Raw genomic sequence first — 21695 nt, 5'->3', positions numbered from 1 at the left:
TAACTACTAATTATTTCGAAATTTTTTCAGCATACTTCACTGCCTCATAAAGGTTTACAACACCTCCTGAGATAGATAAAGAACCAAATTTTACTTTTTCTGGCTCCTGACCTTCTTCTAAGCTATTGTAACCTGGCAAGTATACCTCTTTATTTTTTAATGGAGTTACTGTTTTCATTAATATCTTCTTCACCTGTGTAGCTGAAAGCTCAGGATAATATGACATTAATACAGCTGCACAACCCGCAACTACTGGACAAGCCATTGAAGTACCATTTAAGTTTTGGTATTCAGAACCTGGAACAGTAGAATAGATATCAAAACCTGGTGCAAATAAATCTACATTTTTCTTAGCATAGTTTGAGAAATACGCAGGTAATTTCTCATCTGTGTGCCAAGTTGAAGCACCTACTTCAATCCAGTTTTTAGCAGTTTTACCTGAATTATATTTATCTCTAGGGAAGTTATTTTCTACATCTGTGTTTTTGTGATCATTACCAGCTGCATGTACCAATAAAACACCTTTAGATTCAGCATATTTAACTGCTTTATCAACTGCTTCTTTTGAAGGAGAAAATGGCTTACCGAAGCTCATATTGATAACACGAGCACCGTTATCCACAGCGTAAATGATAGAGTTAGCAACATCTTTATCTCTTTCATCACCGTTAGGTACTGTTCTAACTACCATGATTTCAACATTATCAGCAACACCATCCATACCGATGTTATTACCTCTTGATGCTCCGATTATACCTGCAACGTGAGTACCATGCATTGCATCAGGACCCATTACTTTATTGTTACCGTAATCTTTTTCAGATTTATCATCGATATTATCACCTACGATTTCACGAGTATTCAATTCGTGGTTGTAGTTATATTTAACCTGACCTTCGAAGTACTCTACTCCTTCTTGGATTTGCTCATCAGTCACACCTTGAGAAAGGAGACCTAAAGTCATTTCTTTCATTCCTAATAATACTTCATCTTCTGATTCTAAAGATTCTAAAGCACCAGGAATTTCACTTTCATCATCTAAATCGAAGTAAGCCATAAATAAAGCTTTACCTCTTTGGAATTGATGTAAGAAAGTAGCATAACGGCTATAATTGTTTTCCGCTTTTGTTAAACCTTCTTCAAAAGATTTCTTTACTTCTAACCAAAGTTGATAATCTTTCTTATCAGCTTTAGCTACTTCTTCTTCAGCAACACCTTCAAATCTTTTGCTTAATGTTCCATATAAACGAGCAACTTCAAGGTTTTCTTCATTGACCATTGAGCCATCTGCTCCACCAATAAAGTTCCATCCGTTTACATCGTCGATGTATCCATTATTGTCATCGTCTTTTCCGTTACCCGCAATTTCTTTTTCATTTTTCCAGATAACATCCTTTAAATCTTCGTGGTCGATATCAATACCGCTATCAATAACTGCCACTACAACTTTTTTAGACTTTTTATTTTTAAGTATTTCAGAATATGCTCTTTCAGTTCCTACTCCGTAAACACCGTCGTTTTCATAATTTAGATTGAACCAATTTTCAGGAGCCTCCTTTTTTGGAGCCTCTTGTGCATTTGCTGCGAATCCTATTGAGGTAAGTAAAGCAGCACCCAATAGAACTTTTTGAACTTTATTTCTCATAATTGAATATTAATCCCTACTTTTTCTTTTTCGGGAAAGAGTTATTAAAATAAGATCTGATTGATAAAACTAAGGCAAGAACGATCAACAAAGAACCAAGCTGTCCTAAGATCAGACCCATTTCATCGAATACGATCGGCAAGGTAACAAAAATGCTTGCGAAAATAAAACCTAAGCCCAAATCTATAAACATCCTTTCCTTATCAGTATATTCGGGATGTTTTTTACAAATAGGACATTTAGATTTCTCTAACCTAAAACCGTAAATAACTAAATGCTGCCACTTATATTTTTTACAAGTGACAACATTCTTTTTATCTTGAAATCCTTTTCTTCTCTGAGACATAAGGATTATTTAATAGCTTCTAATGATTTATCTACAGCATCGATGATCTGATCTAAGTTTTCATCAGTTAATGCATTTGACATGAACCAAGATTCATATTGTGATGGTGGTAAGTATACACCATTAGCTAACATCTGATGGAAGAATTTACCAAATTTAGCCGTATCAGTAGTTTGAGCATCTGCAAAGTTTACTACTTCTTGATCTGTAAAGAAGATACAAATCATAGAACCTAATAGCGTGACCTTATAAGGAAGACCATGTTTATCTAATACTGATTGAACACCTTTTGCAAGTTTCTCACCTTTAGCGGCTAAATCAGTATATACTGATGGATTGTCGTTAAGGTATTTCAACATATTCAATCCGGCAGCCATTGCCACAGGATTTCCTGAAAGTGTACCTGCTTGGTATACTGGACCTGCTGGAGCAACAAAATCCATAATTTCTTTCTTTCCACCGTATGCACCTACAGGCATTCCGCCTCCGATAATTTTACCAAGAGTTGTCATATCCGGAGTAACACCGAATACTTCTTGTGCGCCACCTTTAGCCAAACGGAAACCAGTCATTACTTCATCAAAAATCAATACGATACCTTCTTCTGTACAGATATCTCTTAATTTTTGTAGGTAATTATCCTTTGGAAGCACTAACCCCATATTACCTGGAACAGGCTCAATGATAAGGGCAGCAATCTCATCCTTATTTTCAGCTACAAGCTCTTTAATTTTTTCAATATCATTGTAAGGAGCAAGTAATGTATCTTTTGCAGTACCTTCAGTTACACCTGGGCTGTTAGGTACACCCATAGTAACAGCACCACTACCTGCTGCAATTAAGAATGAATCACCATGACCATGGTAACATCCTTCAATCTTAATCATTTTATTTCTTCCAGTATATCCTCTAGCTACACGAACAGCAGACATTGTCGCCTCCGTCCCAGAGTTTACCATTCTTACTTTTTCAATAGATGGAACCATATCACAAATTAATTCTGCGATATCGATCTCTTTAGATGTTGGTGCTCCAAATGATAATGAATTATTTACAGCATCTTGTACAGCTGAAGTAATCACTGGGTGAGCATGACCAAGAATCATTGGTCCCCAAGAGTTAATTAACTCAATGTAACTGTTGTCGTCTTCATCTGTAATATATGCTCCTTGAGCACTTTTGATAAAAAGAGGAGTTCCACCAACAGATTTAAATGCTCTTACTGGAGAGTTAACCCCACCCGGAATAGTATGTTGTGCTTTGTCAAATAGAGCTGCACTTTGCTTGTTATTCACGATCTATTGAAAATTTAATTGATTATTCTTTTTGTAAAAGTAACTCACAAAGTTAAAGAATCGCATGAAAATTAAAATTTTCTAATGTTATAGAATTCTAATACTATTATTTGATTCAATTTTCTACGTTTAAGCAAAACTTAAAAAAATTCAACTCGTTTGATAAAATTTTACCGTTATAGTGTCTATGATTTAAAACTATATCTTAATTTTATTATGGTGATAATGAAATAAATATCATTCTCTATTAAATACAATTTTAACAATTATCTCCTTGATTAGTTTATATAAAAAAAGAAACCCCCGAAAATCAGAGGTTCCTTCCACTTTAATAAACTAAACTAACAAACAAACTTCGAGAATGAAATTAACATCTATTAATTAAAATACCTAAACTCTTATGGAGAAATTTGAAAAAAAGATTGAAATATCTTATATCAACTATATTTCGTCTAATTCTAAAAGGCCAAATAATATAAATGAGTTAATTAAGTCTCAAGAAATAGAAGTTGATGATTCTATCAATTTGACAAATTATTCACTTATCACTTTAGAAAATAATATCTGGAACAACACGATTCACAAAGCATATCATAATGCGAGTACCGATCCCAATTTTGGAGAGTACTCAATCAGAGAGAAACTGTTATCCTTTTTCTTTAATTACACTGTATGTTTAAATCAATATGATAAATTCTTTACGTTCTCATCAAACATTCATTCATTATTTGAGTTAAAGGAGATAAACGATCGAAGAGAAAATATTGTTGATACTGTATCACCATATTTTAATCAATTGATACAAGAAGGCTTATCAAGTGGTGAGATCGAAGACAGAGTATTTGTACAAGATTATTACATTAATGTGATGCTGACTCAATTCTTTTTAATCACAAAATATTGGACAGAAGACTCATCAAATGAAAAAGAAAATACCGATGAAGCAGTAGAGAAAAGTGTGCATTTAATTATGGATCTCATTGGACCAAACTTCGCAGATTCGGCTTTTCAACTCGCTAAATTTATATTCCAAAAATAATTATGACCGAAATTGATAAAAAAATCCAAAAGACTATACCATCTTCCAAAGTTCAGAGAGTATCTCGTTTTGTGAAGGTAGGTGCGAAAGTGAGTACGAATTACATCAAACATTACGCAAAAACAGTTCTCGATAACGATTATTCAGGCAAAGAAGAATTACACAAAGAAAACGCTACTGATGTGTACGAAGCTTTGAGCGAACTGAAAGGAAGCGCCTTAAAAGTTGCTCAAATGATGAGTATGGATAAGAATATGTTACCTCAGGCTTACATTGAGAAGTTTCAGATGTCACAATATTCTGCCCCACCTCTATCGTTACCGTTAGTCAATAAAACTTTTATCAAGTCTTTTGGTAAAGCACCCTACGAACTATTTGATACTTTCACTAAAGAAGCAGTAAATGCAGCAAGTATTGGTCAGGTTCACCTTGCTGAAAAAGATGGAAAAAAATACGCAGTAAAAGTTCAATATCCTGGAGTTGCTGAAAGTGTTAGTTCAGATTTGAAATTAGTAAAACCCATTGCTGTTCGAATGATGGGTCTTAATGAACAAGATGTAAATCATTATATGAAAGAAGTTGAAGTGATGCTACTTTCTGAAACTGATTACGAACTTGAATTACAGAGATCACAAAAAATTACTGAAGCTTGTAAGCACATCAAAAATATTTATTTCCCAAACTATTATAAAGAGTATTCTTCACAGAAAATCTTAACTATGGATTGGTTGGAAGGAAAACACTTAAATGAATTTTTAGAAACGAATCCATCACAGGAAATTAGAAATAAAGTTGGTCAGGCTTTGTGGGACTTTTACGACTTCCAAGTACATCAACTAAAAGAAGTACATGCAGATCCTCACCCCGGTAATTTCATTATTTCAGAAGATGGCCTTTTGGGAATTATTGACTTTGGTTGTGTTAAAGAAATACCATCAGATTTTTACAGAAATTATTTCGATCTGATGATTCCTGAAAACATGAACAATGAAGAAAAAAGGAAGTCAGTTTTTGCTAGTATGCGATTTATATATGATGACGATTCTGAGTCTGACAAACAGTTCCTTGATCAGTTATTTAAGTCTATGATAAGCATTTTGGCTAGACCTTTCCATCATGATACTTTTGATTTTGGAGAGGCTGCCTATTTTGAAGAAATTCAAGCTTTAGCAGAAAATCAGGAAAACCAGAATATCTTGAGAAAATCTAAAAAACCAAGAGGTATAAGAGATGGTTTGTATTTGAATCGTACATATTTCGGATTGTATTCAATTCTACATCAATTGGAAGCAGAAGTAAAAACAGATTCCATATTTTTCAAATAAAAAAGAAAGCTCGGATTTAATTTCCGAGCTTTTTTATTTTTTTGATATTAGAATATTTCAATCTCCTTATTATTAGCTATTGCACTTGTTACAAAATCTATGTATTCTACAAAACCAGTATCGTAATCCTGAAGCAGATGACGTAAAGATCTTAGTCTACGAAGTTTTTCATTATCATTTTGAGATTTTGTAATCGTTATCTCTTTTAATTCTTTAATGATTTCCTTATGCTTTATTGGATCGAGGTATTTCATCTCTTTATTTTCATTATCCAACAAGTATTTATCAAGAATATGAATTAACGATGGCCTACTTAAAGGTTTTGTCAAATAATCGTTCATGCCTGCAGAGAATGCATCAAACCTTTTATCCCAATAAGTATCTGCTGTTAAAGCTACGATAGGAACATCAAGTAGTCCTAATTCAAATCGTATGATTTTAGTAGCATCAATCCCACCAAGAATAGGCATGTGTAAATCCATCAAAATTAAGTCGAAAGATTTCTTCTGTATCATATTAATAGCTTCTTCTCCATTATTGGCAATAGCTATATTTACTTTAAGTTGATTAAGAAGTGCCGACATCATCATTTGATTCATCTTATTGTCTTCTACAACCAAAACATCAAAATTAAAATTATAATCTTGTTCTTCTTTGGCTACATTAGACTGATGAGCAATTTTAGACTGATTTACATTTAAAGGTAAGTACACAGAAAAAGTGGTCCCAATATTTTCTTCACTGTAGACCTCTACTCTACCTTTCATCATGCTTGCTAATTTCTTAGTAATCGCCAGTCCCAAACCTGTTCCTCCAAACTTTCTAGTGACAGAGTTATCACCCTGTTCAAATGAATCAAATATTAGATTTAATTTATCTTTCGGTATACCTATACCTTGATCCTTTACTTGAATAAGAATCTGTTCTTCACTTCTAACAATATCCACAAATATTGAAGTGTCTTTTTTAGAAAACTTGATAGCATTAGAAAGTAGATTGGTTAGAATCTGTCTACTTTTCGTTGAATCTAAAAGAACTTTTTCTGGAATCTTCTCATCTATGTGAAGATGAATTTTGATAGATCGTTCATTGGCTGTTACTTCATGAATTTTGACAACCATATTGATAAGATCTCTTATATCAATATCCTCCAGATAAACTGATAGTTTGCCAGCATCAATTTTAGATAAATCCAAAAGGTTATTGATGAGTTCTGATAAATATTCTCCATTGAGGTAGATATATTTCAACTGTTCAAGGTATTCATCAGAAAGTTGTAATGTTTCTGATTTCTTAAAAAGAATATTACTAAATCCGATGATTGCATTTAATGGTGAGCGAATTTCATGTGACATATTGGCTAAGAACATCGATTTAGCTTGATTCGATTTTTCTGCTTCTTCTTTGGCCTTTTCTAGTTCAAATTCGGAGTTCTTCTGTTCTGTAATATTCCAAGATACACCATACATTTCATAGCGATCATTATTCGATGATCTTCCATATAATTGAATATATTGCTCACCTTTTTCTGGGTGATCAATTTTTACAGTCAAATCAAACTCCTCTATCTTTTTATTTCGTATTTGACTTACAATATCAAGAACTCTTTTCTTATCCTCATCTAAAACTATATCAATAATATTATTGAAATTAGCATATTCTATTCCATGAACAAAACCTAAAACTTCTGAGAACTTATCATCCCATTCAAAACCAACACCCTCAATGTAAGACCAAGCGGCAATTTTTGCGGCATTCATGGCTAAATCGAGCTTCAACCTCTGTTCTTCTAATTCAGAAGTTCTCTCCCTTACCTTTTGTTCTAATGAAGTATTAAGTAAATTAATTTCTCTTCTCTGAGTGATTTCTTCTGTAATATCAATACTGTAAACTGCTACACCAGAAACGTTGTTTTCTTTATCCAATAAAGGAGATATGGCAGACTGTAGAATTAAATTATTGGATATTTCGTATTCTACTTCGTGAAGTTTCTTCGTCTCAATTGCAATTTGAATTTGCTCAATATAAAAGTTTAAATGTTTTACATGATCAAAAGACTTCAAATTCATATTGGGACTTAATTGCACATTCAATTGTTCCTCTAATAATTCTTTAAATTTAGTATTGAAGGTCTCAATTTTAAAGTCTGTATTAATTGAGAAGATATAACTTTTTGCCGATTCAATTAATACTTGTCTTTGTAGATTGACTTTAATTAATTCTTGTTCTGCTTTGTATTTACTTGTAACATTTTCGATAAAAACCGTTTGATGATTTTCTTTAAAATCAAATACTGTTTGTTCTCTAATGACAAAATATAACTTCTCACCACTTGGGTGGATATAGGTAGTAAAAAATTCTTTGATTTGATCTTCAACTGTAGCATCACTTTGAATCTGAAATAAATCCGAAAGCGTATTACCTACTAACTCGTGGGTTTCCATTCCAAGAAAGCTCTCTGCTTTATCATTCGCATCATTAATTACACCATCTTTCATGATTAATGTACCCAAAAAGTTATAATGGAATAACAGCTTATACTTTCGTTCAGAACGTTGAATGTTTAAGTTTGATAAATGTTGTTCTGTGACATCTCTTACAAAAACGGCTGCACCTCTTACCGTCTCGTCTACCTTTATAGGTGTATAGGTAGCCTCAAAATGTGACCTTTTATGATCTTCATCTCCATATGTTCTTATAATAGAAAATGATTCACCATTTAATGCTCTCTGAATGTCTTTTTTTGCATTATCATCATCATCTTTCACCCTCATGTAATCAAGGATATTTTTACCCAATTCTATCTTCACTCCATAAGAATTTTTCATGGTCTTAAAGTGTGAATTATTAAAAGCGAGGTAATTAAAATTTTGATCAACTGAAAAAATTACATCAGGAGAATGTTCCATCAAAAGATTGAGCATCTTATAATCCCTATTTACGGTATTATCAGACTCAAACTTCATCTTTTTTATGATTCTATATTGATGAAAAATTAGAAGTGCCAATAATAAGAAAATAGATACTAAAAATATGGAAGACCATATATCAGTCATAGTTGTGTTGTTTGTGTAATTATAATAATATAGCAGGAGCTACAAACAATATAAACAAACCTAAGCCTAAAATAAAAATTATAGGTTTACTTAGAGAAGAAATTGCTAATTCAGAACTACCTTTTCTGTAATAAATTGAAAATGGAATTTTAATATAATAGGCAATTGAGATGGCTGTATTTAATAGACCTAGCATCATGACGACCATATAAAATGTATCACCATTCATTTGATATACCTCCCAAAGCGAAGTAAAAATCAATAATTTTGCTGTAAAACCTGCTGCTGGTGGTAAACCGATTAATGATATGACGACAACAACTATAGCAGGCCCCCATGCTAGAGAACTATTCGTCCAACCTGTACCCTTAAGTGAAGTAATATAATCGTTACCTTTTTGAACTTCGATTTCATTAATAAAAAAGAAGAAGGCAAAATTTGCGATCACATAAGTACACAAGAAATAAAATAATGCGTTGTATGAAATCTCTTGCGTATTAAGACAAGCAATTAAAATAAAACCAGCATGTGCAATAGAACTATACCCCATCAATCTTCTAAGACCTTTTTGATATAAGGCAGAAAGATTACCAACAAACATTGAAGCAATGGCTGTAATCAAGATAAAATAACTTAGGAAGTTGTTCTGAGTAATATCGATATTTTCGAAAAAACGGAATAAAAATACAGCTGCTGCTACCTTTGGTAAGGTAGAAAATAGAGCAACAGCTTCAATAGGAGCAGTTTCATAAACATCTGGTACCCAAATATGCATTGGGAATCCAGCGAGTTTAAACAAAAATCCAATGGTAATTAATATTAATCCTATTGAATACAACAAGGAGTGTTGAACAGGCGGATTTTGTAATGAAACCAAATCTATGGCTGATGAAATACCATAGATTAAGGAAACACCATAAATAGTGATAGCTGTAGATACTGCACCAAATAGGAAATATTTAATCGCAGCTTCTGTGCATACTTTATTGTTTTTGAATGCAGTGAGAATGTAAGAGGGTAAGGAAATCAATTCTAATGCTAAAATGGCAAAAATAAAATCATTCGATACTATTAATGCATGACCTCCCAATAACATTCCAAGGCTCAAAGCAACCCATTCTGATTCGCCTGATACTTTTTGATTTTGATCATCGTATTTCGTCTTATTACTCCACAAAAAGTAATAAAATAAAATACTACAGACATCCAATAAAACTCTTGTCTTAACGGTCCATGTAGAATTGACTATAGTAAAAGAGGTAAATGTAGAACTGTTAGCATCAACAAAGAATAACAATACAATTATATCAAGACAAACCCCTAATAAAGACACTAAATAAAGGTTTCTTCTATTGAAATTTAAAGGAAGTAAATCAATAATGATACATCCTATTATCAATAGTACAATCCATATTTCAGACTTTAAAAAAGGTAAACTTTTTAAAATAATATCTAGTTTCCCTGATAATTCTAACTCCATCGTTATCCCCCTATTATTGTTTTAATATAATCTGCACCAACAAAGTTGGCAAACTCCACTAATTCTGTAATTGATCCTTCAATTAAGTTGATTAATAGTTTCGGATAGATACCTAATAGAAGTGTCATTATAGCCAAAGGAGCCAACATCAACAATTCTCTTGAGGTAAGATCTCCTAATTTCTCTTCCCAAGACTTATTTTTGATAAAATATTTACCAAGGAAAATTCTTTGCATTGCCCATAAGTAATAAGCTGCACTAAGAACTAAACCTAAAACTGCTGTAATCGTCATCCAACGAGGGATTAGGTGATTGACTGCTGAGGAATTAAATGCTCCCAAGAATACAAATAGTTCTGCCATAAAACCTGAGAAGCCAGGTAAACCTAAAGAGGCAAAAAAGGCTATTGTTGCCAACATCGTGTACCTTGGCATCTTAGAAGACAAACCACTATAACTTTCTATTTCTAAATCGCCTGTTCTATAATACAATACACCTGCAATTAAGAACAATGCTGATGAGATAATTCCGTGAGAAAACATTTGGAACATTGCACCCGATATTCCTTCAGCTGTTAAAGAAGCAATACCTAACATCACAAATCCCATATGAGAAACTGATGAGTAGGCAATCAAACGTTTTAAATTATGAGTACCTAAAGCTACAAAAGCACCATATAAAATGGATATGACTCCAAAGAGGGCAATCCACCAAGCAAAATACTGTGCTCCATCAGGGAATACTGAATAAGCAATTCTAAGCATACCATAACCACCAATTTTAAGAAGAACACCTGCCAACACAACAGAGATAGAAGTTGGTGCTTCTACGTGTGCATCAGGTAACCAAGTGTGTAATGGAACCACTGGTAATTTGATAGCAAAACCAATAAACACCATTAAAAAGGCTACAAAACGAACATTTGTACCAAAAAGTGTTGCTCCATAATCTAATGATAAAATGGAATCAGGAATATAGTTCTTAGCGTCCATCATGTGGACTAAAGTAAACGTTCTTACATAGTCAGATTGTCCGATATTACCAGAAATAAGCATTTGCTGTACTTTAGAAATAATATCTGGTGTGACTTGATCTAAATTGCTCACCAAACCAAGTTGAACAGCTGTTGTTGCAGGGTCTATCACTGATGCAGCTAAAGCAATCATAATGACCAAGATAAAGATAGATCCAACTAAAGTATAGATAAAGAATTTTATCGATGCATATTCACTGTTCTTACCACCCCATATACCAATTAAGAAGTACATTGGAAGTAACATAAACTCAAAGAATAAATAGAATAGGAAAAAGTCTAATGCTAAGAAACAACCCATAATTGTTCCACTCAACAATAGATATAAAGCATAAAAGCCTCTTCTCTTATTTTTAATCTCTAATGATGATATAGCCCCTATCAATAACACTATAGCTGCTAAAAGCACCATTGAGTTACTAATTCCATCGACTCCAAGAAGATATTCGGCAGATAGTCTACCAAAACTTCCCAAATTTAATTCGATCCATTGGTACTTTTCTAAAAACTGAAAGTTATCCAAAGATAAAACGCCATTCATCGTTTCATGGAAGCCCTCGTATTGTAAAACGATATAAGAAGCTACCACTAACTGAAAACTATTTATTGCAATAGTAATTTTCCCAAAATGATCTTTAAAACTATTTGGGAGTAGGAGAATAAAAAGTGTTCCTAAAATAGGAACGAATACTAATAAAGTGAGCAATAATTGACTCATAATCTATCTATAAACGTTTGTTTCGTTATTTCTAAATAAGGATACCTAATATGATGGCTAATAATATCACAGACCATGCGATCATACTCTGAGATCTTTCACCTTGAGGTTTTCTAAAAACATCACCAAGTAATTGCATAAAACGAGTAAATAGTTTTACACAACCGTCCACAATATCTTTATCAAACCAAGCTAAGACGTGACCAATCACCACATTTCCAACTGCAAATACTTTCACAAAAAAATCAACTACTTTATCATCAAATCCTCTAACAAATTCAGAGGTAACAATAGCAGAATTCACAAAATACTCATCAGCATGAGGTATTTTATCTAACCCCTCACCTGTTTTAATCAGCGATTTTGCTCCAAACTTATAAAGTTCATTAAGGTAAAAGAAGTTGTATGATAATTTATATAAAGTTGATGTTTTGAATGATTTCTTAAAAGCAATACCTTTTCCTAAGATAAATATGAAATAGGCTACACCTAGTCCAACTATCAACATAGATACAGATAATATCACTGCTAAAGTATGGTGTTGATGATGATCTATTTGTGGCACTCCTATTCCATCTTGTAACCAAGAATGTGAAGTTTCGAATGGATTGATAACCATAGTAAACCAAAGTGTACAAAATCCTAGTATCATCACAGGCAAATACATCTTACTGTTTACCTCTTTTGGCAATACTAAACAATCTTTACACACTTTATGATTGGCGATTCCTAAATCTTTTAGGAAGACATGGTAAAACATTCTTAAACAATAAAATGAAGTAAGGGCTGCAGCTGAAAACCCTAATATCATAATGAAAATCCAAATACCTCCATCTTCTAAACCTCTTGCTAGTACAGTGGTTAGGATCGCATCTTTTGATAAGAATCCAGTTGTAAAAGGCACTCCTGCCAATCCAGCTAAACATATTGAAAAACCAATAAATGTTTTAGGCATGTACTTTCTAAGATTGCCCATCCATCGAATATCTTGAGGATCAAATCCCTTACAGATATCACAAGACACTTGATGCATACTATGAATTACTGCACCTGCTCCCAAAAACAAACCTGCTTTAAAAAAGGCATGTGTAATAAGATGATATACTGATGAAGAAGGATCTCCCACTCCTATCGATAACATCATATAACCTAATTGAGATATTGTTGAGAAGGCCAAAATTCGTTTGATGTCGTATTGAGTAAGAGCGGCAAAAGCTGCTACAAATGCTGTAACACCACCAACTAAAGCAATACATAATAGAATTTCTTCTGGCAAGAAGAAATAACATCTCACTAATAAATATATACCCGCAGCGACCATGGTTGCTGCATGAATTAAAGCTGAAACTGGAGTTGGTCCCTGCATGGCATCTGGTAGCCAAACTGCAAAAGGAATTTGAGCAGATTTACCCATAGCAGCCAACGTTACACCTACCCCTGCAATCATCAAAAGGTGGACATGTAATTCTGAAACTGCAAATTGACTTTGAATCTCTGAAAGACTTAAAGTATTAAATTGGGAATACAAGGCAACTAATGCTACCATAAATCCAGCATCACCTATTCTATTGACTACAAATGCTTTTTTAGCTGCAGAAATAGCCAATTGTTTCTCTCTCCAAAATCCAATGAGCATATAAGAACAGAAACCTACTAATTCCCAAAAAAGATATAAAAATATGAGATGATCTGAGATCAACACCCCAAACATTGAGAAGGTAAAAAGTCCCAATAAAGAGTAATATCTCTTCAAACTAGGATCTCCTTGCATGTAAGAGGATGAAAACACATGGACGAATAATGAAATAACGCTCACCATACTTAATAGTATAGAGGTAAGTGCATCCCATTTAAAATCTACGTTAAATTGATGCTGACCGATTTTTAACCAGTCTATACTTAAGACAATAGGCTCCCCGCCCCATACATTTGAAAACACAAATAAATGACACACTATACTTACTCCAATAAGAGTAGTGCCTATTTTATCTACAAGTGCTGATTTACCTATTAGTTGAATTAAGAACATTCCAAGTAAGGGTGAAATGCATCCTAATAGTGTTATGAATACTATAAAGTTCAATTCGATATTGTGTTAGCTCAGTTTGGAACTAATTTATTTTTCTTTCAGCTGATTAAGCTGATGTAAATCCACAGATTTAAAATATTGAAACAATTTAATGATCAATGCTAAGGCAACACATACTTCTGCTGCTGCAATTACAATTACAAAAATTGCAAATACATGACCATCGGCTAAAGAAGGATTTTTCATATTAAAGGCAACCAAATTGATGTTTGCTGCATTCAACATAAGCTCAACTCCCATTAATGCTACAATGGCACTTCTCTTTGTTAGAGCAATAGCCAACCCGATACTAAATAAAAAAGCGGAGGCCAACATATAATGTAAAAAAGTTACCATAAAGTTTGTCTTGTTTCAATTAACAAATATGGTCGATATAATATGAGAATTCAAATAAAAGTAGGGATTCGTCCTAATAATTCGCTTTTTTCTACGTCTTTTATTCGAATTTCTTCAATTGACATTCCTTCTTCCAACATCTTTAGTTTCATGTAATGGTCAACCGTCAATGTAGCAATAGGTGCACAAATCCCATCATAATTCACCCCAATATTATTATCTAAAACAAACATCAAGTGATCTGAAACATGATCTGCAGCTTGCCCAATAAAAGATAACATACCATTCTTATGCAAGGGAGCATCGTAATCAACTCTTGTCACCGGCCTTTTGTTATAAGAAACATCATCTGATACTGGACCGATTTTAATAAATTTATCCTCGGCAACATATATCACTTTCCAACCTAAAAAGATATCTGAATCTACTAATGCTAGAAATCTTTCAGTAGCAATTTGAGATCGTCCATCAATTAGAATTAAATCTATCTGAATTCCTGAAACAATAAGTTCGATTAATTTCATATTGCAAAATAAAAAAAGCCTGATCACTTTTTACAGCAATCAGGCTTAAAATATATTTTTTTAATATTTAGTCTTGTACTAAGAACTTAAATCCAATACCGTGAACGTTCAAGATCTCGATAGTTGAATCGTCTTTAAGGTATTTTCTAAGACGAGACATAAATACATCTAGTGAACGACCTTTGTAGTAGTCATCATCACCCCAAACTTCTTGAAGAATGTATTCACGTTTGATTAATGAATTTCTATGACGGTGCAAGAATCTTAAAAGTTCTGCTTCACGAGTTGTTAACTTACGTGTATCGTCACCGATAGCTAATTTTTGATAAGGGAAGTCTAAAATGTAGTTACCAATTTTGATTTCGTGTGGATCATCTTCTGTACCCACTTCAACTTTTGGCTCTGATTTTTGACGTTTTAAGATTACCTCAATACGAAGTAAAAGCTCTTCAACATTAACTGGCTTAGTTACATAGTCATCTGCACCAATTCTAAATGCCTTAATTTTATCTTTTGGAAGATTATTTGATGACATGAAAAGAATTGGAATATAAGGATCTTTTGCTCTGATTTCTTCAGCTAAAGTATAACCATCTTTATGAGGCATCATAACGTCCATGATAATCAGATCGTAATCTGCTTTATCATATTCTTTCATACCCTCTACACCGTCTTCAGCGTGGTTCACTGCGTAACCTCTGATATCTAAGTACTTTTTAACAAGTGAGGCTATGATTCTATCATCCTCAACAAGAAGAATCTTTACTGCATCCATAGTATTATATTATTAATGATATTTTGTGTTATTAAATGATGTATCTTGTATTACCTTATAGATATACGCACATCTCTTTTAATGGTTTTATATAATGAATTATAACATTGGTTAATCCTCTTAATATTATTTAACGGGAAAAGAATCTAACCAATATTATTTATTCTTCTTCATTAAAATAAATCATGTAGTAATTCATATTTCTCTCTGTGTCAAAACCTTTTTCTATATTTTGTTCATTACCAGAGACAGTAATACTTATTTTCTTATCTAATTTGATCAAACTTTTAAATTCTTTTTTTGATTTTTTCACCGCTTCCTTAGAAACTTTAAATTCATCAAAAAGTGGCACTTCCTTCTTTTCTTGGAAATCTACCTTGTATTCGTTGAATGCCTCAATTACTTCTGGCTCCTCGATTACATTATTCTCAAAATCAACGACATTGAAATCTTCTTTTTCAGAAAAGAATTTTACACTTCTGTTTAACAAGTCAATTTGAGCTGGCTTTTCTACGGCATGCTCTTCATTAAACACTTCCTCGACAAAACCTTTTGTCAATTCCATGTAATTTTGTGTATGGAAGTAATTATCCTCTCTTGGTTTAAGCTGCAAATATGATTCTTTCCAATAAAGTGCTTCAACAGATTTTGTCGGACTGTCTTTCAACATCACTTTAAAACCTTTCTCTTGCTCGCATTGGAAAATCAAACAACCTTTATCCAGTTTCTTTACACTTACACCTTCGTTTTGTTGCAATTCAAAGTTTCCAACATCAGTCTTATCTCCTACTTGTAGGAATAATTCCTTATGTTCTGCTTTGAATAGACCAATGGCATCAACTAAGTCACCATCTACAACACAATCTTTTAAATGAGCAACAAACAACTCCCCTCCTTTAATTCTAGGATGAGTAGATGCTTCGTATAATAATTCTGACATTTCTCTAGACCTTGCCATAAACTGCTCAAAAGGATTGACAAACATTGCGTCTGCAGCAGAATACATCTCATTTTCAGAAATGTTTTCTTTCCCTTCTGGAGTAGCAAAATGATACATTGGTCCTGGCTTAAATGACCTCAAGAAGTAATCCATTACTGATTTGTACAATGGACTAAAGTTTTCGAGTTCTATTTCAAACTCTGAAAGTTCGATGGGCTCTTCTTGTGTTTTATTACCTACTTTATGTATTACTAATTGAGACAACTTGACATTTGACAAGTCGAACGATTTTATTTTGCTCATATTTTGTATTGAGAAGGCGTAGCTTCAATGATCATTAATATTAACTGACCGCAATATTAACAATTCAAACTACAATCTTTCTAATAAAAATCAAAAAAAATTGGGAAGAAGTATTAACAATTCTTACTGATTTTTTTATTGACCTTAATTTCAGGCATTAACAACATTTTTAATGATTAAGTTAATATCTAAGAATAATTATAATTCGTGTTGATATTATCTAATTTTTGACTCGTAAGGTTTGTGGCATTTTTTATTTTTTTGATAACAATGTGCAAATTCTTAGGCACCATTGTAAAGGCAAATTCTTCTTCTACCTTGTCTTCACTTTGAGCAAAATCTAATTCGAAATTCTTCATTAGTGTGACTAGGAATACGGCAAATTCGACTTCTGCTAAGTATTTTCCAGGGCATAACCTTGGACCACCTCCAAAAGGCTTAGCTGCATCTGGTTTCATGTGCCCACTAAATGGACAAACTTTATTAACAGATGGTTCAGTTAACCATCTTTCAGGTTTAAATTCTAAAGCATCTTCAAAGAATTCTTCAGATCTTGATGCAAAACTAAGTTGTGTGATAAAGAAATGACCTTTTGGGAAGAGTATATCATTAATGACAATATCTTCATTGGCCTGCATATATAAATTTGGCGTAACGGGTTTTAATCGTGCCACTTCTTTCATAACTGCATTCACATAACGAAGATTTTTCAATTGATCGATATCATTCATCTCTCCATTTGGTAGAGTAAGTGCAATTTCTTCTCGAATTTTATTCTGAACATCAGGGTGCTTTGATAAAAAATAAGAGGTCCAAGTTAATGTGTTAGAAGTAGTATCTTCTCCAGCCAATAACATGGTATATAAATTACCAAAAATTTCATCCCATGTAAAAGGATTATCTTTTTCCTGAGAAGCAATCATTGCTTCTAAAAAGTTGGTAGGCTGTTCTATTAATTCAGGCTGATCATTTAACTTCTCCTTCGTTATTTTGATGATTTCACCTAACATCTCTCTCAAGTAACTCATCGACTCATCAAATTCTTTATCTGATTTTGATTTAAAGTACTTATAAAAGGGTATTGGTGAATTTACTCTTTGATTCATCTTTGGGAAAATCTTTTCAACATGTTTTTGCGTGATATTTTCAAGATTTTCGACCGTATTCATATCATAACCGAAAGCAAGATTTGTCGTAACATCAACTGTTGCACGAATAAAGTCTTTAGGAAGATCTTCATGTGATTTTTTAGTCTTCAACTGTTCGTTCCAATAATTTTCTAATCTAGATGCAACTAAGAGTATTTTTGGAAAAAATGTCTTGATATGTCTTTTATCTAATGCCTTTTGTGTTACTTTTCTTTGTTTCCTCCAAGAGTCAGCTTCAGCAGTAAATACTCCTTCAACCCCTACTTCATTGATAACATCAGCTAATTTTTTTAACCTTCTAAATTTTATAGGTCTATTTTTTAAAATGTAAGCATTAATGTCCGGGTCAGTGCATACAGTTACATTTGTCGACAAAAATTTAAGGTTATACATTTTACCATAAATCCTAGACCAATCTTCATATTGAAGGTGAAGTCTTTCTTTTTCAAGGTCTAAGACGTTACCAACAAAAGGCTTTCCTTTTGGACCATCAAGGTCTTTAAATGTTTTAGAGTAATTCATTAGTAGCAATAAAAAGTAGTATTCAATAAAAAATAAAGAACCGGTAAGTTAATTAAATGTTGGACACAAAAAAAGCTGTTGAAAAAACAACAGCTTTTTTATAGACTATCTCCCTTGTTTCCAAACTTTATATGGAGGAAGCATTCCTTGATTGTATAAAATCTCTCTATAATCATCACAAGGATAAGCCTGCATATCAGCTAATTTCCCTTGAACTAATTGACCTCTATCTGTTAAGTTTAAGGCCTTTGCTGATCTAAATGTCATTCCAGCGAAAACTTCTGCAGTAGAAAGTTTTTCCATTGCACCTAGCAAAGCACCTTGAGTCAACATATCACCCATTGGAGCGGATCCAGGATTCCAATCGGATGCAATTGCAACACACGCTCCCGCATCTAATAACTTTCTTGTCGGTGGATATTGCATACCCAACCCTAATGACGCACCAGGAAGCACTGTAGCCACTGTATCTGAATTTGCTAATAAATCAACTTCTTTATCTGTACTTGACTCTAAGTGTTCTGCAGATAACGCCCCTAATTTTACTGCCATTTCAGATCCTCCAGTAGAAAATTGATCTGCATGAACAGTAATCTCAAAACCCATTGCTTTTGCTTTCTCAAGATAGTATGTTGATTCTTCTACATTGAAAGCGGTCTCTTCTGTAAAAATATCCACTCGATTACTCAAGTTTTCTTCTTTAATCTGAGGAAGAAGCTCATTCAATGCTCGATCTAAATACTCGATTGATGAGCCTTCAAAATCCTTTGGCTTCATATGGGCTGCTAAACACGTAGAAACCAACTCAGGTGATGTTTGACCGTTTGCTTTCTTAATTGCACGAAGCATCTTTAGTTCGTTATCAATATCGAGTGCATAACCACTTTTCACCTCTATAGTAGTTACCCCTCTTGAGAAATGACGATTGGCTCTTTCTACTGTTACATCTATTAATTCTTCTTCAGAAGCTCCTCTCGTCTTCCTCATAGAATCTTGAATTCCTCCACCTGCTTTCGCAATTTCAAGATAAGGCTTCCCTGCCACTCTCATAGCATAATCTCTTGCTCTATTGCCTCCCCAGCAAATATGGGTATGACAATCTACAAAGCCGGGCAATAAAACCGCTGCTTGATCGATATGTTCTACTTCATCAAAATCACTGTGATTAAATGAAGTAAACGCTTTCACCTCGATGATATTACCATTTTCATCAATACTTACACCTGCATTTTCGATGATCTCCAATTGCTCATCTTCAATACTTCCTTTTAAAGGAAGCCCTGCTAAAGTGATTACTTGTGAAAAGGGTCCAATTAATTTTTTCATATCTATTTTATGACAAAAAAGGTTATCGTACACCCATCACTAAAATGGGAGCAGATAACCTTTAGTTCTATTTCTCTATTTGATAATCAAATCATGATCTTCGCCTACCTGAGTTGCGATATCATAACCTGCATCATGATGACGGAAAATTCCCATTGCAGGATCGTTATGTAAGACTCTACGAATACACTTCTCTGCACGGTCCGTTCCATCTGCAAGTACAACCATACCAGCATGTTGGGAATAGCCAATACCTACTCCACCACCATGGTGGAATGAAATCCAAGTTGCACCACCTGTTGCATTCGACATCAAGTTCAATAAAGGCCAATCAGATACTGCATCCGAACCATCTAACATTGATTCTGTCTCTCTGTTTGGTGAAGCTACAGATCCACAGTCTAAGTGATCTCTACCAATTACGATAGGAGCTTTCAATTTACCTTCTTTCACAAGATTATTGAAGATGACCCCTGCTTTTTCTCTCTCTCCCATTCCTAACCAACAAATTCTTGAAGGAAGGCCTTGGAAAGCTACCTTTTCATCCGCTTCTTCAAGCCATTTGATCAAGTGTGTATTTTCAGGGAAAGCTTCTTTTAAAGCTTCATCAGTTACTTTGATATCTTGAGGATCTCCTGATAATGCTGCCCAACGGAATGGTCCTTTTCCTTCACAGAACAATGGTCTGATGTAGGCAGGAGTAAATCCAGGGAAGTTATATGCATTCTCACAACCACCTTGTTTAGCGAACTCACGTAGGTTATTACCATAATCGAAAGTAATCGCTCCTTTTGCTTCAAGGTCTAACATGTATTGTACGTGTCTTGCCATCGATTTTAATGACTTCTCTTTGTACAACTCAGGATTGTTATCTCTTAAATCAGCAGCTTCATCTAGAGTCAAACCGTTTGGCACATAACCATAAACCGGGTCGTGAGCTGAAGTTTGATCTGTCAATACATCTGGAGTAATTCCATCTTTAATCAGACGCTCTAACACATCTCCGATATCACCTACTAGTCCTACTGATAAAGCCTCTCCTTTCTCTTTAGCTTCCATTACCCACTGGATAGCTTCTTCATAAGAGTGCGTCATTTTATCAATATATTTAGTATCAATACGCTTTTGAATACGAGCAGGGTCAATATCAACGCCTAACATTGCTGCACCACACATTGTAGCTGCAAGTGGTTGAGCTCCACCCATTCCACCCATACCGCCAGTCACTAACAAACGACCTTTTAAGTCGCCTCCAAAGTGCTGACGTGCACAAGATGCAAATGTCTCATAGGTACCTTGAAGGATACCTTGAGTACCAATGTAGATCCATGAACCCGCTGTCATCTGACCGTACATCATCAAACCTCTTTCTTTTAATTCTTGGAAATGCTCCCAAGTTGCCCAAGCAGGAACCAAGTTTGAGTTCGCAATTAATACTCTTGGTGCCTCTGAGTGTGTTCTTACTACACCCACTGGCTTACCTGACTGTACCAATAATGAATGCTCATTATCTAATTCTAATAGAATTTTGATAATTTTTTCTAATGACTCTCTATTTCTTGCTGCTTGACCAGTTCCTCCGTAAACCACTAGGTTGTTCGGATCCTCTGCTACTTCTTCTGTTAAGTTATTTAAGAACATACGAAGAGGTGCCTCTGTTTGCCAAGATTTAGCATTTAGTTCAGGTCCTGTTGGTGGAATGTAATTTGGGTGATTAGCATATTTTTCCAAAAATGCCTCGAATTTTTGTTGTGATGATTGTGACGCTTCCATGTCTATATGTTTTGTATGTGTT

Annotated in this window: 16 protein-coding genes; 2 read left to right on the top strand and 14 right to left on the bottom strand. The window is 33.8% G+C overall.

Annotated features, from left to right (window positions below):
- Nucleotides 1-10: 10 nt before the first annotated feature.
- Genes KMW28_RS09245 through hemL form a run of 3 tightly spaced genes read right to left on the bottom strand, consistent with a single transcriptional unit; the run spans nucleotide 11 to nucleotide 3286 of the window.
- A complete protein-coding gene (locus KMW28_RS09245) occupies nucleotides 11-1645 on the bottom strand; it encodes a S8 family peptidase (protein ID WP_169665395.1) in 1635 nt (544 codons plus the stop codon).
- Between the two features lie 16 nt (nucleotides 1646-1661).
- Nucleotides 1662-1991: a hypothetical protein gene (locus KMW28_RS09240; protein ID WP_169665396.1), complete on the bottom strand. Its 330-nt coding sequence runs from the start codon at nucleotides 1989-1991 to the stop codon at nucleotides 1662-1664.
- A gap of 5 nt (nucleotides 1992-1996) precedes the next feature.
- A complete protein-coding gene (gene hemL, locus KMW28_RS09235) occupies nucleotides 1997-3286 on the bottom strand; it encodes a glutamate-1-semialdehyde 2,1-aminomutase (RefSeq protein WP_169665397.1) in 1290 nt (429 codons plus the stop codon).
- Nucleotides 3287-3686: 400 nt separating this feature from the next.
- Between hemL and KMW28_RS09230 the strand changes: the two genes are divergently transcribed.
- Both KMW28_RS09230 and KMW28_RS09225 read left to right on the top strand, forming a co-directional pair.
- A complete protein-coding gene (locus tag KMW28_RS09230; protein ID WP_169665398.1) occupies nucleotides 3687-4325 on the top strand; it encodes a hypothetical protein in 639 nt (212 codons plus the stop codon).
- 2 nt (nucleotides 4326-4327) lie between these two features.
- Complete coding sequence (locus tag KMW28_RS09225) at nucleotides 4328-5650, top strand: ABC1 kinase family protein (protein ID WP_169665399.1); 1323 nt, start codon at nucleotides 4328-4330, stop codon at nucleotides 5648-5650.
- A 47-nt stretch (nucleotides 5651-5697) separates the two neighbouring features.
- Here KMW28_RS09225 and KMW28_RS09220 read toward each other — a convergent pair whose 3' ends face one another.
- The 11 genes from KMW28_RS09220 to hutU all read right to left on the bottom strand — a co-directional run bounded on the left by KMW28_RS09220 (nucleotide 5698) and on the right by hutU (nucleotide 21673).
- Nucleotides 5698-8706 carry a hybrid sensor histidine kinase/response regulator gene (locus KMW28_RS09220; RefSeq protein WP_169665400.1) on the bottom strand — a complete coding sequence of 1003 codons (3009 nt, stop codon included), beginning with the start codon at nucleotides 8704-8706 and terminating at the stop codon, nucleotides 5698-5700.
- Between the two features lie 19 nt (nucleotides 8707-8725).
- Nucleotides 8726-10186: an NADH-quinone oxidoreductase subunit N gene (locus KMW28_RS09215; protein ID WP_169665401.1), complete on the bottom strand. Its 1461-nt coding sequence runs from the start codon at nucleotides 10184-10186 to the stop codon at nucleotides 8726-8728.
- A 2-nt stretch (nucleotides 10187-10188) separates the two neighbouring features.
- Nucleotides 10189-11937, bottom strand: a complete 1749-nt coding sequence (locus tag KMW28_RS09210) for a complex I subunit 4 family protein (RefSeq protein ID WP_169665402.1) — start codon at nucleotides 11935-11937, stop codon at nucleotides 10189-10191.
- 31 nt (nucleotides 11938-11968) lie between these two features.
- Entirely contained in the window at nucleotides 11969-14020 is a 2052-nt protein-coding gene (locus tag KMW28_RS09205) for an NADH-quinone oxidoreductase subunit 5 family protein (RefSeq protein WP_260157753.1), read from the bottom strand.
- Between the two features lie 33 nt (nucleotides 14021-14053).
- Complete coding sequence (gene nuoK, locus KMW28_RS09200; protein WP_066208043.1) at nucleotides 14054-14362, bottom strand: NADH-quinone oxidoreductase subunit NuoK; 309 nt, start codon at nucleotides 14360-14362, stop codon at nucleotides 14054-14056.
- Between the two features lie 50 nt (nucleotides 14363-14412).
- Nucleotides 14413-14886 carry a hypothetical protein gene (locus KMW28_RS09195; protein WP_066208045.1) on the bottom strand — a complete coding sequence of 158 codons (474 nt, stop codon included), beginning with the start codon at nucleotides 14884-14886 and terminating at the stop codon, nucleotides 14413-14415.
- Between the two features lie 67 nt (nucleotides 14887-14953).
- Nucleotides 14954-15661, bottom strand: a complete 708-nt coding sequence (locus tag KMW28_RS09190) for a response regulator transcription factor (protein ID WP_066208047.1) — start codon at nucleotides 15659-15661, stop codon at nucleotides 14954-14956.
- A 160-nt stretch (nucleotides 15662-15821) separates the two neighbouring features.
- Entirely contained in the window at nucleotides 15822-16904 is a 1083-nt protein-coding gene (locus tag KMW28_RS09185; protein WP_066208048.1) for a nucleoid-associated protein, read from the bottom strand.
- A 188-nt stretch (nucleotides 16905-17092) separates the two neighbouring features.
- On the bottom strand, nucleotides 17093-18574 hold the full coding sequence (locus KMW28_RS09180; protein WP_169665404.1) for a cytochrome P450: 1482 nt from the start codon (nucleotides 18572-18574) through the stop codon (nucleotides 17093-17095).
- A gap of 105 nt (nucleotides 18575-18679) precedes the next feature.
- Nucleotides 18680-19900 carry an imidazolonepropionase gene (gene hutI, locus KMW28_RS09175; RefSeq protein ID WP_169665405.1) on the bottom strand — a complete coding sequence of 407 codons (1221 nt, stop codon included), beginning with the start codon at nucleotides 19898-19900 and terminating at the stop codon, nucleotides 18680-18682.
- A gap of 75 nt (nucleotides 19901-19975) precedes the next feature.
- On the bottom strand, nucleotides 19976-21673 hold the full coding sequence (hutU, locus tag KMW28_RS09170; protein WP_169665406.1) for a urocanate hydratase: 1698 nt from the start codon (nucleotides 21671-21673) through the stop codon (nucleotides 19976-19978).
- Between the last annotated feature and the right edge of the window lie 22 nt (nucleotides 21674-21695).

The organism is Flammeovirga yaeyamensis (genome assembly GCF_018736045.1).
Lineage (GTDB): Bacteria > Bacteroidota > Bacteroidia > Cytophagales > Flammeovirgaceae > Flammeovirga > Flammeovirga yaeyamensis.
Note: the sequence above shows the minus strand (reverse complement) of the source record. Positions and strands in the feature narration are given on the sequence as shown.

Excerpts from the sequence above, each read along its gene's own strand:
- hutI (WP_169665405.1), bottom strand. The coding sequence starts at position 19,900 with ATGAAAAAATTAATTGGACCCTTTTCACAAGTAATCACTTTAGCAGGG.
- nuoK (WP_066208043.1), bottom strand. The coding sequence starts at position 14,362 with ATGGTAACTTTTTTACATTATATGTTGGCCTCCGCTTTTTTATTTAGT.
- KMW28_RS09225 (WP_169665399.1), top strand. The coding sequence starts at position 4,328 with ATGACCGAAATTGATAAAAAAATCCAAAAGACTATACCATCTTCCAAA.
- KMW28_RS09190 (WP_066208047.1), bottom strand. The coding sequence starts at position 15,661 with ATGGATGCAGTAAAGATTCTTCTTGTTGAGGATGATAGAATCATAGCC.
- KMW28_RS09220 (WP_169665400.1), bottom strand. The coding sequence starts at position 8,706 with ATGACTGATATATGGTCTTCCATATTTTTAGTATCTATTTTCTTATTA.
- KMW28_RS09230 (WP_169665398.1), top strand. The coding sequence starts at position 3,687 with ATGGAGAAATTTGAAAAAAAGATTGAAATATCTTATATCAACTATATT.
- KMW28_RS09185 (WP_066208048.1), bottom strand. The coding sequence starts at position 16,904 with ATGAGCAAAATAAAATCGTTCGACTTGTCAAATGTCAAGTTGTCTCAA.
- KMW28_RS09215 (WP_169665401.1), bottom strand. The coding sequence starts at position 10,186 with ATGGAGTTAGAATTATCAGGGAAACTAGATATTATTTTAAAAAGTTTA.
- KMW28_RS09240 (WP_169665396.1), bottom strand. The coding sequence starts at position 1,991 with ATGTCTCAGAGAAGAAAAGGATTTCAAGATAAAAAGAATGTTGTCACT.
- KMW28_RS09245 (WP_169665395.1), bottom strand. The coding sequence starts at position 1,645 with ATGAGAAATAAAGTTCAAAAAGTTCTATTGGGTGCTGCTTTACTTACC.
- KMW28_RS09210 (WP_169665402.1), bottom strand. The coding sequence starts at position 11,937 with ATGAGTCAATTATTGCTCACTTTATTAGTATTCGTTCCTATTTTAGGA.
- hutU (WP_169665406.1), bottom strand. The coding sequence starts at position 21,673 with ATGGAAGCGTCACAATCATCACAACAAAAATTCGAGGCATTTTTGGAA.
- KMW28_RS09180 (WP_169665404.1), bottom strand. The coding sequence starts at position 18,574 with ATGAATTACTCTAAAACATTTAAAGACCTTGATGGTCCAAAAGGAAAG.
- KMW28_RS09195 (WP_066208045.1), bottom strand. The coding sequence starts at position 14,886 with ATGAAATTAATCGAACTTATTGTTTCAGGAATTCAGATAGATTTAATT.